A 13,927-nucleotide genomic window follows, 5' to 3' on the forward strand; every position below is an offset into this window, starting at 1 on the left:
GGCTGGAGCGCAAGTTTGGGTATCGTCGCCCTCCCCTCGAAACCGCGTCAACATAACGCCGCGCCCGGCGACTGGCTCGAGGCCGCGCTGGCGCCGTGGATGGCGCAGATCGGCGCGGCGCCGGGCGAAAACCTGCTGAGCCTCGCCCTCGACCTGCCGGACGCCCTGTTCGACCTCGTCCGCAACGGCCGCGCCGACCGGGTGTGGATCGCGCCGGACGAAGAAATGTTCAGCGTCGGCGCGGTGGCCGGCTTCGCCGACATGAGCGTGGACCGCTGGCGCGTGGCCTGCCGGCGCTGGACCCGGTTCGGCGACGGCCCGGCGCCCATCGCCTTTCTGACCGCGCCCCCGGCCCCGCTCGGCGGCGGCGCCCACCTCAGCCTGCCCGAATTGCTGTTGCGCCGCAGCGAAGGCCGCTGCAGCCTCGTCCTCACCGGTTATCGCGATTTCCGGCCGGCGGCGGCCTTGACGCGCGAATGGGCCGAGCGGTTTCGCGCCATGACCGCGCCGGCCGCCAAGGAGACGCATAGCCCGGTCGAGCGGCAGGAGGATCGGCCCGACCGCGCCGAATGGCGCGCCCGCGTGCGCGCCGCCACCCAGGCGATCCGGGCGAAACGCTTCGACAAGGTGGTGCTGGCGCGCAAGCGCGTGGTCACGCTGCGCGCGCCGATCGACGCGGACGCGCTGGCGCGCCGCATGGCGCAGGGCTGCGTGGAAGGGCGCGTGCTGAAATTCCCCAGCGCCAACGGCTGCACGCTGGCCGCGACGCCGGAATTGCTGGCGGTCAAGCGCGGGCGCGCGCTGGTCAGCCACGCGCTGGCGGGAACGGCGCCGCGTTTTCCCACGACGGCGCAGGATGATGAAACGGCCAGAACCTTGCGCGGCTGCGCCAAGGAAAGGCGCGAACACGCGCTGGTGGTCCAGTCCATCGCCGAATCGATGCGCGAAATCTGCGACGAGCTGAGCCACCCGCCCGAACCCGGGCTGGTGAAACTGCCGCGCCTGCAGCATTTGTGGACGCCCGTGAGCGGACACATGCGCGAGGGCCTGGACCTGCTCGACGCCATAGCGGCGCTGCACCCCACCCCCGCCGTGCTCGGCTGGCCCAAAGCGCCCGCCCGCGCCTTTCTGCGCGAGAACGAGGAGCGCCGCGACGGGCTTTACACCGGTCTGGCCGGCTGGATCGACGCCGAGGGCGACGGCGAGGCCGCCGTGGTGCTGCGTTGCGCCGAAATCCAGGGCCGCGAGGCCCGGCTGTGGGCCGGCGCCGGCATTATGGCCGAATCCGACCCCGACGCCGAATGGGCCGAGACAGAACTGAAACTCACCACATTCCTCGACATTCTCGGCGGCGCGCCCTCCGCTGAACCGCGCGCGCGCGAGCAATCGCGGCATGGATGAGGCGCGGCTGGGCTTTGCGTGGGCGTGGACCCTGCTCGACGGTCTCGCGCGCGCCGGCCTGCGGCGCGTGGTGGCCTCGCCGGGTTCGCGCTCGACCCCGCTGACGCTGGCCGCGCTGCGCCATCCCGATCTCGCGGTGCAGATGATCGTGGACGAGCGGTCCGCCGGCTTTTTCGCGCTGGGCCTCGCCAAGGCCGACCATGAGCCGACGGCGCTGATCGCCACGTCCGGCTCGGCCATCGCCAATTGGGCCCCGGCCGTGGTCGAAGCCGACGCCGCGCGCGTTCCGCTGCTGCTGCTGTCGGCCGACCGCCCGCCCGAACTGCACGCATGCGGCGCCAATCAAACCATGGAGCAGACCGCGCTGTTCGGCGTCCACGTCCGCGCTTTTCATGCGCTGCCGCCGCCGGACACGCGCACGGACTGGCTGGCCGATTTCGCGGCGCGGGTGTTTCACGCCGCGCGCTTTCCCCTGCCCGGCCCGGTCCATCTCAACATTCCCCTGCGCGAGCCGCTGACGCCCGCAGGGCCAACGTCCGCGCCGGAGACGCGGCCGGTTCCGCTGGTTTCCAAGGGGCGGACGGCGCCCGACGCCGCGCTGATCTCTAGCGTTGATGCGCGGCTGACCGGCAAAGGCGTGATCGTCTGCGGCCCTGAAACCCTGGGCGAAGACGCCCGCGCCGCCATTCTCGACCTGTCTGCGCGGCTGAACGCGCCGGTTTTCGCCGACGTTCTCTCGGGCCTGCGTTTTTCCGCGCCGGACGATGCGGCGGTTCTCGCCCATCCCGACGCGGTGGCGCGCCAGAAACCGGCGTTCGATTGGGCGCTGCGTTTTGGCGGAACGCCGGTTTGCCGCGCGACCGCCGAGTTTTTGCGGGCGCGAAAAGGCGCGGCGCAGATCGTGGTGTCGGATTGCGCGCGTTTTGGCGATCCCGACCGGATCGCCACCCATCTGGTTCAGGCCGATGTCGCGCTGTTCTGCGCCGGCCTGCGCGGGCGCCCCGCCCCGGCGGATTGGGCGAGACAGCTCGCGCGGCTCGACGACGCGGCGGCGGACGCCGCCGAAACGGCCTGCGCCGAAGACGCCCCGTTCGAGGGCGCGCTGCTGCGCCGCCTGCTCGCCGGTTTGCCCGAAAACACCCCGGTTTTCCTGGCCAATTCCCTCACCATCCGCTCCGCCGAATGGTTCGCCGGCCGCCGCGCCCGGGCGCTCAAAATCTTCGGCAATCGCGGCTTGAGCGGCATTGATGGCAATCTCTCCACCGCGCTCGGCCTGTCGGCGGCGCTGGGACCGACGGTCGCCGTGCTCGGCGATCTCGCCTTTTTGCACGATCTCAACGCCCTCGCGCTGATGCGGGCGAAAAAGCTGACGGTGCTGCTGCTCGACAATCGCGGCGGCGGCATTTTCGACCATCTGGCGCAAGCCGCGCTGCCGGAATTCGAGGCGGCGTGGATCGCGGCGCAGGTTTACGACCCCGCCGCGCTCGCCAAGGCGTTCGGCCTGCGTTATTCCGCGGCCGAAACCAATGCCGAGGCCGTCGCCGCCGTGCTGGAAAATCTGGCGGAAGGCAGGGCCATCGTCCACGTCGCCATCGACCGCGCCCACAGTCTTGCGCGCGCCAGAAAATTTTTCGCTTCGTCCCAACTGGAGACCTGTTCGTGACCACTTCGCCCATCGCCTGGAAGCCGGCGTCCGATCAAAAATTTCAGGATATTCTGTTCGACAAGGCTGAAGGCGTCGCCCGCATCACCATCAATCGCCCGGAGCGGCACAATGCGTTTCGCCCGGAGACGCTCGATGAAATGATGACGGCGCTGCATCTCGCGCGGCTCGACCCGGAGGTCGGCGCGATCATCCTGACCGGCGCGGGCGACAAGGCGTTCTGCTCGGGCGGCGACCAGAAGATTCGCGGCGAGGACGGCGGCTATCGCGATTCCCACGGCGTCAACCATTTGAACGCGCTTGATTTGCAGCGGATGATCCGCACCCTGCCCAAGCCGGTGGTGGCGATGGTGGCGGGCTGGGCCATCGGCGGCGGCCATGTGCTGCATCTGGTCTGCGACCTGACCATCGCCGCCGAAAACGCCCGCTTCGGCCAGACCGGCCCGAAGGTTGGCAGTTTCGACGCGGGCTATGGCGCCGGGCTGATGTCGCGGGCGGTCGGGCTGAAAAAGGCCAAGGAAATCTGGTTCCTGTGCCGGCAGTACGACGCGAAGGAAGCGCTTGAGATGGGCCTCGTCAACACCGTCGTGCCGCTGGAGCGGCTTGAGGAGGAGACGATGCAATGGTGCCGCGAAATGCTGCGCCATTCGCCCACCGCCCTGCGGGTGCTGAAAGCCGGCTTCAACGCCGACAGCGACGGCCTCGCCGGCGTGCAGGAGCTGGCGGGCAACGCCACCGCTTTGTTCTACATGACGCAAGAGGGACAGGAAGGCCGCGACGCCTTCGTCGAAAAACGCCCGCCGGATTTTTCCAAGTTCACGCGCCGTCCGTGAAGCTCGAACAGGTCGTCCTGCGACCTTATGCGCTGCCGCTGAAGCAGCCGTGGCGCGCGGCGCACGCCACGCTCGGCGAGCGTCGGGGCGTGTTGATCGGCTTGTTTTCGCAGGGACTTGCGGGCTGGGGCGATTGCGCGCCGCTGCCCAGCTTTTCGGGCGCGCAAGACCGCGCAGATACGTTCGCCGCGCTCGAACGAGCGGCTCAGTCCTTGCGCGGCGCGGCGCTGGACGAGGGCCTGGCGGGGCTTGCGGCGATCGACAATGCGCAGGCGCGCTGGGCGGTCGAAACCGCCTTGCGCGATCTGTCGGCGCGGCGTGATGGCCTGCCGCTGCATCGGGCGCTGGGGGCCGCCGCCGCCAGCCAGGTTGCGGTCAATGCGGCGGCGGGACCGCTCGACGAATCCTGCGCGTCCCGCGTCGCCGCCGCGCGCCAAAACGGTTTTGACATCGTCAAGATCAAGGTCGGCCTCGCCGATGCGGACGAAGAAGCGCGGCGGCTGCGCGCCCTCGCGTCCGAAACCGCCATCCGCTTTCGCCTCGACGCCAACCGCGCCTGGAGCGAGGCGGAGGCGCGCCGCTTTCTCGACGCCGTCGCCGACCTGCCCATCGACGGCGTGGAGGAGCCCCTGGCGCAGCCCACGCTGGAAAACCTGCGGCGCTTGCAGGAGCGTTGCCCGTTCGCGCTGGCCATTGACGAATCGCTGTTCGAGCTTGGCCCCGAAAAAATTTTCGCCGCGCGCGCCACGCGCCGTCTCGTGCTGAAACCCGCGCGCATCGGCGGACTCGCCGCCACGCTGCGTCTGGCGCGACAGGCGGCCGCCGCCGGCATGGAAGTCGTGATCACCTCGGTGGTGGATTCGGCCATCGGCGTCGCCGCCGCCGCGCAGCTCGCCGCCGCGCTCGATCCGGCGCGGGCGCATGGGCTGGCCACCGGTCCCTGGCTGGCGCGCGATGTCGCGCCGCCCCTGCCTCTAAGAAACGGCGCCCTCGTTCTGCCGGATGGTCCCGGCCTTGGCCTCGTCCCCTCGGGCGAGTTCGCGGAGTTTTAGCCGGTCGGGCTTGCCATTGGCCAGCAGCGGCGGGGCCTCCAGCCGCACCGCCGCGCGCGGGCGCCACGCGCCGGACATGGCGCCGCGGCACCAGTTCAATAAGTCGTCGGGGAGCATCGGCCCGCAATAGAGCGCCGTGACGATCGCGCCCCAGACCGGATCGGGCCGCCCGGCGACGGCGACGAAGGTGACGCCCGGACATTGCGCCAGCAGGTTTTCGACGGCGGCGGGGTGAACCTTCTTGCCGCCGGTGACGATGGTTTCGTCGGCGCGGCCGAGGATGGTCAGCGACCCGTCCGGCGCGATCTCCGCGAGATCGTTGGCGACGAACCAGCCGTCGGCGACGCCCTCGCCCGGCGCAAGATCGGGATTGGCGTAGCCGCGCATCAGCATGGGACCGCGAATTTTTAGACGGCCTTCGTCGTCGCGCGCGATTTCGACGCCCGGGAGCGACCGGCCGACGCATCCCGAGCGCCAGTCGGGCGGCAAATTCGGCAAAGTGGCGATCTGCGCGCAAGTCTCGCTCATGCCATAGGTCGGCTGGATCGGCCAGCCTGCGCGCGCCGCCCGCCGCGCCAGTTCGGCCGGCAGCGCCGCCCCGCCGACCAGCGCATGACGCAGCGTTGGCGGCGCCGGCCGATCCAGCGCCAGCAATTGCGCCAGCATGGTCGGGGTCAGCGAGACATGGCTGATCCCGCCCTCAACCAGCGCGTCGTGGATGCGCGCGGCGTCAAAACCTTGATGCAATACAGGGTCGGCGCCGGCCAGGGCGCAGCGGGTGAGGATGGAAAAGCCGCCGATGTGAAACAGCGGCAGGCAGGCCAGCCAGCGGTCGCCCGGCCGCAACGGCGTGGCCTGCGCCGACGCCCGGGCCGAGGCGGCCAGCGCCTCGCCGGTGAGCACGACGGCTTTGGGGCGCCCCGACGAGCCGCTGGTGGCGATCAGCAGCGCGGGGCCGCGCGGCGGAAGGAAGGGCGGCGCCGCGCCGGGCGGAAGGGCGAGAATCTCCTCCGGCGACAGATCCACCTTCAGGTGATCGCCGATCTGGTCGAGCAAGTTTCGCGTTACGCCATCCGGCAGGTTGGGATCGAGCGGAAAGAACGGGCGGTCCAACGCGAAAGCCGCGCAGGCCGCCGTCGCCAGCGCGTCCGCCGAGGCCATGCGGGCGACCACGGGCCGGCCGGGCCTTGCGCCGGCGTCGCGCAGGATCGTCGCGAGCGCGGCGGCGCGGCGAGTCGAGCCGTCCATGCTCGCTGTCTGCATCGGGCGAAATTCCATGACGACCCGTATCATGCCGCCGCGACCGGCGTCGAGCAAGGCGCCGCGCGACAGGTTGCGGAGGCGCAACGAAGCCGTGCGGCTCCCGGGCCAAAACAGCGGCCGAGCCAATGGAGGCGCCCATGACGAACGCCGCCTTTCAGCGCCGCAGCCGCTCCAGCGCCTCGTCGAGGGCGGCGCCGGCGAAATGAAACGCCAGCGCCGCCTCCTCGCCGCTCTGCGCGGCGACGTCGGCGTCAACAAAGCCGAGCAGGCAGGCCATGCTTTCCCGGCTTTCGCCAAAGCGCAGCCGGTCGCCGGTCGCGACGGCGGGGCGGATGCGCGCGCGCCAGCGGGCGTCGTCGAGGCGCTCCAGCAGGATCGCCTCGATCCTCACGCTTTCGCCGCGCCGGAAGCGCAGCCCGGCGAGGCGCGGCGGCTCTGTCATGGTCACGTTTCCCCTTCATGATTATGATGACGGTCCCGAACCGCGATCATGCCGGCGCGGGCGTCCGCGCTCTTTGCGCGGGGTCCATCACCGCCGAGGACGACGCCCAGCGAAACGTCTTGAATGCACATTGTTCCCGAAAGGCGCTCTTTTATGCAAACATCCCTGTTCGCCGCCGCCCTGTCCGCCCTGCTGATCTGCGGCGGCGCCGCGGCGGCCGAGCGGCCCGTCCCGATCGCCCAGGCCGAAGCCGGCGCGAAGATTTTCCACGGCAAGGGCAAGATCACCGGCGTCAATGCGGCGGCCGGCCTCGTCGCCATCGCCCATGAGGCGATTCCCGGCCTGATGGACGCGATGGAAATGCAGTTCGAGGCCAAGCCGGCGAAAATTCTCGAAGGTTTCAAGGCTGGCGACGCCGTGACCTTCACGCTCGAAGGCAAGGGCTACAAGCTGCTCGAAATTTTGCACGCGGCGCCCGGCAAGTGACCGTTTATGTCGGGGCGGCGAGCAGGCCGGTCATCGCCAGTTCGATATGGGCGTCGACATAGGCTTCCTCGTCGACGGGCGGCGCGTCGCCGAAAATCAGCCTGATGACGCTGAGAAACAGCGTCGGCGCGATCACCACCCGCACCGTTTCGCGCGGCAGATCCGCGCGAAACTCGCCGGCGGCCACGCCCTGGTCCACAAGGCCCGAGACCATGCCGAGCAGGGGCAGGACGAAATCGCGATAATGCTCCGCCACCAGATGCGGAAAGCTTTTGCCGTCCGCGATCATGAAACGCAGGATTTCCCGGCCGCGCCGGTCCGTCACGCAGCGCCCGTAGAGAAAACGCAGGAAGCCGCGCAGCCGGTTGGCGCTCGCCCCCTCGATCCGGCCGAGAATGGCGTCGGCGTCCGCGAGCAGGCCGGCCGAATGGCTGCGCACCATCTCCTCGAACAATTTCTCCTTGGTCGAGAAATACAGATAGATCGTGCCCTTGGTCACGCCGGCGCGGGCCGCCACATCCTCCAGCCGCGTCGCCGCATAGCCGCGCGCGGCGAAGGCGTCGAACGCCGCCTCAAGAATTTCGGCCGGACGCTCCGCCTTGCGTCTGCGGCGGAACCCGTCACACTTGAACACTGTCGGGGGCCTCTCAGGCTTTATTGACTTTCCAGTCAGTCATCAATAATACATTGAGGATCGAAATTCCAATTCATTCGACGGGGGGCCGATGCCAATTTTCGGTTCGAACAGCGGACCCTACGCCTGCGCCGCCGCCTTGTGCCTGGCGTTGTCGGGATGCGGGGACGACGCGAAATCCCACGCCAACCCGCCGCTGAACGTGGTGGCGCAAAAGATCTCGCTGGAAAGCCGCGAACGTGAGCTGGTCCTCAGCGGCGCGGTGCGGGCGCGGGTGCAGGCCGAATTGTCGTTCCGGGTGTCGGGCCGGGTGATCGCCCGCAAAGGCGACGTCGGCCAACGCGTCCAGGCCGACGCCGTGCTGGCCGAACTCGATCCCTCCGAGCAGGAGGCCGATTTGCGCTCCGCCAACGCCGGGCTGGCCGGCGCCGAGGCGAGCTGGCGCCAGGCCAAGGCCACCTACGACCGGCAAAAAAGCCTGCTGGCCAGCGGCTTCACCACCCAGGCCTCCTATGAGCAGGCCGATCAGGCGCTGCGCGGCGCCGTCGGCTCGCTCGACGCCGCCAAAGCGCAGGTCGCCTCCGCCCAGGACGCCCTGTCCTATACGAAACTGCTCGCCGGGCACGACGGGGTGATCACGGCGCGCAACATCGAAGTCGGCCAGGTGGCGCAGGCCGCGCAGGCCGCGTTCAGTTTCGCCGAGGACGGCCCGCGCGACGCGGTTTTCGCCATGTACGAAACCCCGTTTTCCCATCCGCCCGACAGCAACGACGTCGAACTCGCCCTGATCGCCGACCCGCAAGTGACCGCGCGCGGCCACATCCGGGAAATCTCGCCCGTGATCGATCCGCGCACCGGCACCATCCAGGCCAAGGTGCAGATCGACGCCGACCAGAACAAGTTTCCGCTGGGCGCCGCCGTCATCGGCCGCGTCATCTGGCGCATGGCCGACGTGGTCGTGCTGCCCTGGAGCGCCCTCGCCAGCGCGTCCGGCAAACCGGCGGTGTGGACGGTCGATCCCGCCAGCAGCCGCATCGGGCTGCGCCCCGTGACCGTCGCCAGCTATGAAAGCGAATATATCGTGGTGAAGGACGGGCTGAAGCCGGGCGAACTGGTGGTCGCCCAGGGCGGCAAATTCCTGCGCGAGAACCAGATCGTGCGGGTCCAGAACCAGGAGGCGCTGCAATGAGACGATTGTCCGCCGCCGCCGCCCTGGCCGGCCTCGCCCTGCTCGCCGGCTGCGGCAAGGAACAGCCCAAGGCGGAGCCGCCGCGCCCCGCCCTGACCGTGATCGCGGCGCCCGCCCCCGCCTTCGACACGGCCTTTTCCGGCACGATCCAGCCGCAGACCCAGAGCGCGCTCAGTTTCCGCGTGCTTGGCCGCATCATCTCGCGGCCGATCAAGGCCGGCGACCGCGTCGAAGCCGGCCAGATCGTCGCCGCCATCGACCCCACCTCCTATGAGGCCGCCGCCCGCGCCGCCGCCGCGACGCTCGCCAGCGCGCGCGCCCAGTTCGAAAACGCCGCCTCCACCGAAGCGCGGCAAAGCGCGCTGCTCGCCAAGAAAACCGCCTCGCAGGCGGCTTTCGACAGCGCCGAACAGGCCCGCGCCTCGGCGCAGGCCTCCATGCAGCAGGCCGAAGCCTCGCTGGTCAAGGCCAGGGAGCAATTGTCCTACACTGTGCTCAGAGCCGAATATTCCGGCATCGTCACGACGACCTCCGCCGAAATCGGCCAGACGGTGTCGCCGGGACAGGCGGTGGCGAACGTGGCCGAACCGACGCGGCGCGACGCGGTGATCGACGCGCCCGAAGCGGCGATCGACTCGTTTTTTCTGGGCGAGAAATTCACCGTCGCGCTGCAGATCAATCCGGAGATCGTCGCCTCCGGCTCGTTGCGCGAGATCTCGCCGGAATCCGACGCCGCCACCCGGTCGCGCCGCCTGAAGATCGCGCTGGAAAATCCCAACCGGGAGTTTCGCCTCGGCTCGACCATTTCCGCCCGTGTCGCCTCGGGCGAGGATCCGCTGATCCGGCTGCCGGTCTCCGCCGTGCTGCACGAGGGCGACAAGACCAGCGTCTTCATCGTCGATCCGCAGACCATGAAAGTGGCGCTGCGCGCCATCGACGTCGCGCCCGACCGCGACGGCCGCTTTCTGGTGCGCGGCGGATTGCGCGGGGACGAAAGGGTGGTCGTCGCCGGGGTTCACCGGCTGAAAGACGGCCAGCAAGTCAGACTCTTCGGGAGCGCGCCGTGAACGGTTTCAATCTGTCCGACTGGGCGCTCAACCGGCGCTCGCTGATCTGGTACTTCATGATCGTCTTCCTGGTCGCGGGCGTGTTCGCCTATCTCGGCCTGGGGCGCGAGGAAGATCCCAATTTCACCATCAAGACCATGGTGATCCAGGCCAACTGGCCCGGCGCCACGGCCGATGACGTGACCCATCAGGTCACCGAGCGCATCGAGCGCAAGATGGAAGAGCTGGAATCGCTCGACTTCACCCGCTCGATCACCACCGCCGGCAACACCATCGTCTTCGTCAACCTGCTGGACACAACCAAGGCGAAGGATGTCGAGCCGACCTGGGTGCGCGTGCGCAACATGGTGGCCGACATCAAGAAGGATTTCCCCTCCGGCGTGCAGGGGCCGTTCTTCAACGACCGGTTCGGCGACGTCTACGGCAATATCTTCGCCTTCACCGCCGACGGGCTGACCCATCGCCAATTGCGCGATCAGGTCGAGGACGCCCGGATGAAAATCCTGACGACGCCCAATGTCGGCCGCGTCGATCTGATCGGCGCGCAGGACGAGGTGGTCTATCTCGAATTCTCCACCCGCCAGATCGCCGCCCTCGGCGTCGACATGCAGCAGATCATGAACACGCTCGCGGCGCAGAACGCCGTGACGCCCTCCGGCGCGGTCCAGGCCGGCCCGGAACAGATCTTCGTGCGCGTCAGCGGGCAATTCACGTCGGAGGATGACCTTCGCGGCATCAACCTGCGCGTCAACGACCGCTTCTTCCGCCTGTCCGACATCGCCACCATCCGGCGCGGCTATGTCGATCCGCCGCAGAACCTGTTCCGCTACAATGGTCAGGCCGCCATCGGCTTGGCCATCGGCATGAAGGCGGGCGCCAATCTGCTCGAATTCGGCAAGGCGCTCGACGCCGAGCTGGACAAGATCAAGGCCGACCTGCCCATCGGCGCCGACGTGTTCCGCGTGTCCGACCAGCCGGCGGTGGTCGAGGAGGCCGTGTCGGGTTTCACCCGCGGCCTGTTTGAAGCCGTCGTCATCGTGCTGGGCATTTCCTTCATCAGCCTGGGCTGGCGCGCGGGGCTGGTGGTGGCCATCGCCATTCCGCTGGTGCTGGCGATCACGTTCCTGTTCATGCGCGAGACCCACATTTCCCTCCAGCGCATTTCGCTGGGCGCGCTGATCATCGCCCTGGGCCTGCTGGTCGACGACGCCATGATCGCGGTGGAGATGATGGTGGCGCGGCTGGAGGTCGGCGACAACCTGCGCAAGGCCGCCACCTATGTCTACACCAGCACCGCCTTCCCCATGCTCACGGGCACGCTGGTCACGGCGGCGGGCTTCATTCCGGTCGGCCTGAACGACAGCGCGGCGGGCGAATTCACCTTCACCCTGTTCGTCGTCATCGCCGTGGCGCTGATCGTGTCGTGGCTGGTGGCGGTGCTGTTCACGCCGCTGCTCGGCGTCACGCTGCTGCCCAAGACGATGAAGGGCCATCACGAAACCGGCAAGGGGCGGTTCGTCCGCGCGTTCGACAGCACGCTGGACTTCTGCATGCGCCGGCGCTGGCTGACCATCGGCGTGACGCTCGGCGCCTTCGCCCTGGCCGTGATCGGCATGGGCTTCGTGCAGCAGCAATTCTTCCCCTCCTCCGACCGGCCCGAACTGATCGTGGACTGGAACCTGCCGCAGAACAGCTCGATCGCCGAAACCGACGCGCAGATGAAGCGCTTCGAGAAGGAGATGCTCGACGGCGAGCCGGACATCACGCTCTATTCGAGCTATGTCGGCGAAGGCGCCAAACGCTTCGTGCTGTCGTTCGACGTGCAGCCCGCCAACGCCGCCTTCGGCCAGACCGTGATCCTGACGAAAAACATCGAGGCGCGCGACCGCCTGATCGGCAAATATCGCGACTGGCTGCGGCAGACGTATCCCGGCACCGACGCATTCATCCATCTGCTCGACATCGGCCCGCCGGTCGGCCGCCCCGTGCAATATCGCGTCAGCGGCCCGGACATTCAGCTCGTGCGCGAAAAATCGCGCGAACTCGCCAATGTCGTCGCGAAGAATCCCAATCTCGGCTACGTCACCTTCGATTGGGGCGAACCGGCGCGCGTGGTCAAGATCAACGTGCTGCAGGACAAGGCGCGCGCGCTCGGCGTGTCGTCGCAGGACATCGCCTCCGCGCTCAACAGCGTGGTCAACGGCTCGGCGGTGACGCAGATCCGCGACGACATCTATCTGGTCGACGTGATCGCCCGCGCCCGCGGCGGCGAACGCGCCTCGGTGGATACGCTGCAGAACCTGCAATTGCCGGGCGCCAACGGACAGGCCGTGCCGCTCGCGGCGGTGGCCGGCGTCGATTTCGCGCTGGAGCAGCCGACCATCTGGCGGCGCGCGCGCCTGCCCACGGTCACGCTGAAAATCGCCGTCAACGGCGACATCCAGCCGGCGACGGTGGTGCAGCAACTCACGGCGGACGTGCAGAAGTTCACCGAAACGCTGCCGGCCGGCTACAAGGTCGAGATCGGCGGCGCGGTGGAGGAAAGCGGCAAGGCGCAGGGACCGATCAACGCGGTCTTTCCCGTCATGCTGTTCGCCATGGCGACCATCCTGATGATCCAGTTGCAGAGCTTCAACCGGCTGTTCCTGGTGTTCGCGGTGGCGCCGCTGGCGGTGATCGGCGTCTCCGCCGCCCTGCTGCTCAGCCACAAGCCGATGGGTTTTGTCGCCACGCTCGGCATTCTCGCGCTGATCGGCATTCTCATCCGCAATTCGGTGATCCTGATCATCCAGATCGAGACCCTGCTGAAACAGGGGGCCGCGGCCTGGGACGCGGTGCGCGAGGCCACCCAGCACCGGATGCGGCCGATCATGCTCACGGCGGCGGCCGCCACCCTGGCGCTGATCCCGATCTCGCGCGAAATCTTCTGGGGGCCGATGGCTTACGCCATGATGGGCGGCATCATCGTCGGCACGGTGCTGACGCTGCTGTTCCTGCCGGCGCTCTATCTCGCCTGGTTCCGCATTCCCGCGCCCAAGGCCGGGACGGGCGCGCCCGCCGCGGCGGCGACGCATGAAAAAGCCCGGCTCGACCCGGTGGAGGCCTGACTCTGGACATGCGCGGCGATCCGCGCCATCTAGCAGGGATGGCGCGGATTCCTCTTCTGATCTGGGGCGCGGGCCTGACGGCCGTCGTTTTCGCCGCCGCTCTCTGGGCGGCCTATGGGCCGCTCGTCTTCGTCAACGCGCTCAACGCCGCCTGGACCTGTTTCTGATGGCCGAACCCAAGCCCCCCAAGCCCCAGACGCCAAAGCCCGCCAACACACGCGCCCTCTGGATCATGCTGGCCGGCGTCTCCGCGCTGATGGGCCTGTCGGCGGTGGGGGTGACGATGATGGGCCGGCCGCCCGGCGCGACCGCCGCCACCGCCATCGGCGGCCCGTTCCGGCTGCACACCGGCGGCGGCAAGGTCGTCACCGAGGCCGACCTGCGCGGCGCGCCCTTTCTCGTCTTCTTCGGCTACACCCATTGCCCCGACGTCTGCCCGCTGACCCTGGCGAAAATGGCGCAGGTTCTCAAGCAGCTCGGGCCGGACGCGCGCATCAAGGCGCTGTTCGTCACCGTCGATCCCGACCGCGACACGCCCGACCAGATGGCCGACTACGCCGGCAGTTTCGATCCGCGCATCATCGGCCTGTCGGGCGACCGCGCCGAAGTGAACGCCATGCTCGCGGCCTACAGGGTTTATGCGCGCAAAGTGCCGACCGCCGCGGGCGATTACACGATGGATCACAGCGCGGTCACCTATCTGATGGACCGCGACGGCAAATTTTTGCGCAGCGTCAATCTCGACCGCCCGCCCGAGGACGCCGCGCGCGATTTGCAGGCGGCGTTGTAG

General features: G+C 68.7%; 13 protein-coding genes. 10 read left to right on the plus strand and 3 right to left on the minus strand.

What is annotated here, in order from left to right:
- Nucleotides 1-15: 15 nt before the first annotated feature.
- From CFB24_RS07655 to menC, 4 genes are read left to right on the plus strand one after another with little or no spacing between them, the layout of a single operon-like run.
- Nucleotides 16-1,401 carry an isochorismate synthase gene (locus CFB24_RS07655; RefSeq protein ID WP_088519970.1) on the plus strand — a complete coding sequence of 462 codons (1,386 nt, stop codon included), beginning with the start codon at nt 16-18 and terminating at the stop codon, nt 1,399-1,401.
- Nucleotides 1,394-3,064, plus strand: coding sequence for a 2-succinyl-5-enolpyruvyl-6-hydroxy-3-cyclohexene-1-carboxylic-acid synthase (gene menD / locus CFB24_RS07660; RefSeq protein WP_088519971.1), 1,671 nt, complete (start codon nt 1,394-1,396; stop codon nt 3,062-3,064). The genes CFB24_RS07655 and menD overlap by 8 nt, the downstream gene beginning before the upstream one ends.
- Nucleotides 3,061-3,897 (plus strand): 1,4-dihydroxy-2-naphthoyl-CoA synthase, encoded by an 837-nt coding sequence (menB, locus tag CFB24_RS07665; RefSeq protein WP_088519972.1) that lies wholly within the window; start codon nt 3,061-3,063, stop codon nt 3,895-3,897. The genes menD and menB overlap by 4 nt, the downstream gene beginning before the upstream one ends.
- On the plus strand, nt 3,894-4,949 hold the full coding sequence (gene menC, locus CFB24_RS07670; RefSeq protein WP_088519973.1) for an o-succinylbenzoate synthase: 1,056 nt from the start codon (nt 3,894-3,896) through the stop codon (nt 4,947-4,949). The genes menB and menC overlap by 4 nt, the downstream gene beginning before the upstream one ends.
- On the opposite strand, the gene CFB24_RS07675 is transcribed toward menC, so the two are convergent.
- Both CFB24_RS07675 and CFB24_RS07680 read right to left on the minus strand, forming a co-directional pair.
- Complete coding sequence (locus CFB24_RS07675; protein ID WP_158255109.1) at nt 4,872-6,212, minus strand: class I adenylate-forming enzyme family protein; 1,341 nt, start codon at nt 6,210-6,212, stop codon at nt 4,872-4,874. The two genes, menC and CFB24_RS07675, sit on opposite strands and share 78 nt — an antisense overlap.
- A gap of 154 nt (nt 6,213-6,366) precedes the next feature.
- The gene (locus tag CFB24_RS07680) at nt 6,367-6,660 is read right to left on the minus strand and encodes a hypothetical protein (protein WP_146090237.1); all 294 of its coding nucleotides are present in this window, start codon (nt 6,658-6,660) and stop codon (nt 6,367-6,369) included.
- Between the two features lie 147 nt (nt 6,661-6,807).
- Between CFB24_RS07680 and CFB24_RS07685 the strand changes: the two genes are divergently transcribed.
- Nucleotides 6,808-7,140, plus strand: a complete 333-nt coding sequence (locus tag CFB24_RS07685) for a copper-binding protein (protein WP_158255108.1) — start codon at nt 6,808-6,810, stop codon at nt 7,138-7,140.
- A gap of 4 nt (nt 7,141-7,144) precedes the next feature.
- Here CFB24_RS07685 and CFB24_RS07690 read toward each other — a convergent pair whose 3' ends face one another.
- Entirely contained in the window at nt 7,145-7,774 is a 630-nt protein-coding gene (locus tag CFB24_RS07690) for a TetR/AcrR family transcriptional regulator (protein ID WP_088519977.1), read from the minus strand.
- A 91-nt stretch (nt 7,775-7,865) separates the two neighbouring features.
- On the opposite strand from CFB24_RS07690, the gene CFB24_RS07695 reads away from it, so the two are divergent.
- From CFB24_RS07695 to CFB24_RS07710, 5 genes are read left to right on the plus strand one after another with little or no spacing between them, the layout of a single operon-like run.
- Nucleotides 7,866-8,963, plus strand: a complete 1,098-nt coding sequence (locus CFB24_RS07695) for an efflux RND transporter periplasmic adaptor subunit (protein WP_088519978.1) — start codon at nt 7,866-7,868, stop codon at nt 8,961-8,963.
- Nucleotides 8,960-10,030: an efflux RND transporter periplasmic adaptor subunit gene (locus CFB24_RS07700; RefSeq protein WP_088519979.1), complete on the plus strand. Its 1,071-nt coding sequence runs from the start codon at nt 8,960-8,962 to the stop codon at nt 10,028-10,030. Before CFB24_RS07695 ends, CFB24_RS07700 begins: the two co-directional genes overlap by 4 nt.
- Nucleotides 10,027-13,137, plus strand: coding sequence for an efflux RND transporter permease subunit (locus CFB24_RS07705; protein ID WP_088519980.1), 3,111 nt, complete (start codon nt 10,027-10,029; stop codon nt 13,135-13,137). The genes CFB24_RS07700 and CFB24_RS07705 overlap by 4 nt, the downstream gene beginning before the upstream one ends.
- A gap of 38 nt (nt 13,138-13,175) precedes the next feature.
- Nucleotides 13,176-13,304, plus strand: a complete 129-nt coding sequence (locus CFB24_RS23910) for a hypothetical protein (RefSeq protein WP_275936862.1) — start codon at nt 13,176-13,178, stop codon at nt 13,302-13,304.
- Entirely contained in the window at nt 13,304-13,927 is a 624-nt protein-coding gene (locus CFB24_RS07710) for an SCO family protein (RefSeq protein ID WP_088519981.1), read from the plus strand. Before CFB24_RS23910 ends, CFB24_RS07710 begins: the two co-directional genes overlap by 1 nt.

The sequence above is a fragment of the Rhodoblastus acidophilus genome (assembly GCF_900187365.1).
GTDB classification, from domain to species: Bacteria; Pseudomonadota; Alphaproteobacteria; order Rhizobiales; family Beijerinckiaceae; genus Rhodoblastus; species Rhodoblastus acidophilus.

Bases quoted from the DNA above. Each gene is read 5' to 3' on its own strand.
- CFB24_RS07675 (WP_158255109.1), bottom strand. From the start codon at position 6,212: ATGCAGACAGCGAGCATGGACGGCTCGACTCGCCGCGCCGCCGCGCTC.
- CFB24_RS23910 (WP_275936862.1), top strand. From the start codon at position 13,176: ATGGCGCGGATTCCTCTTCTGATCTGGGGCGCGGGCCTGACGGCCGTC.
- CFB24_RS07695 (WP_088519978.1), top strand. From the start codon at position 7,866: ATGCCAATTTTCGGTTCGAACAGCGGACCCTACGCCTGCGCCGCCGCC.
- menD (WP_088519971.1), top strand. From the start codon at position 1,394: ATGGATGAGGCGCGGCTGGGCTTTGCGTGGGCGTGGACCCTGCTCGAC.
- CFB24_RS07685 (WP_158255108.1), top strand. From the start codon at position 6,808: ATGCAAACATCCCTGTTCGCCGCCGCCCTGTCCGCCCTGCTGATCTGC.
- CFB24_RS07710 (WP_088519981.1), top strand. From the start codon at position 13,304: ATGGCCGAACCCAAGCCCCCCAAGCCCCAGACGCCAAAGCCCGCCAAC.
- CFB24_RS07700 (WP_088519979.1), top strand. From the start codon at position 8,960: ATGAGACGATTGTCCGCCGCCGCCGCCCTGGCCGGCCTCGCCCTGCTC.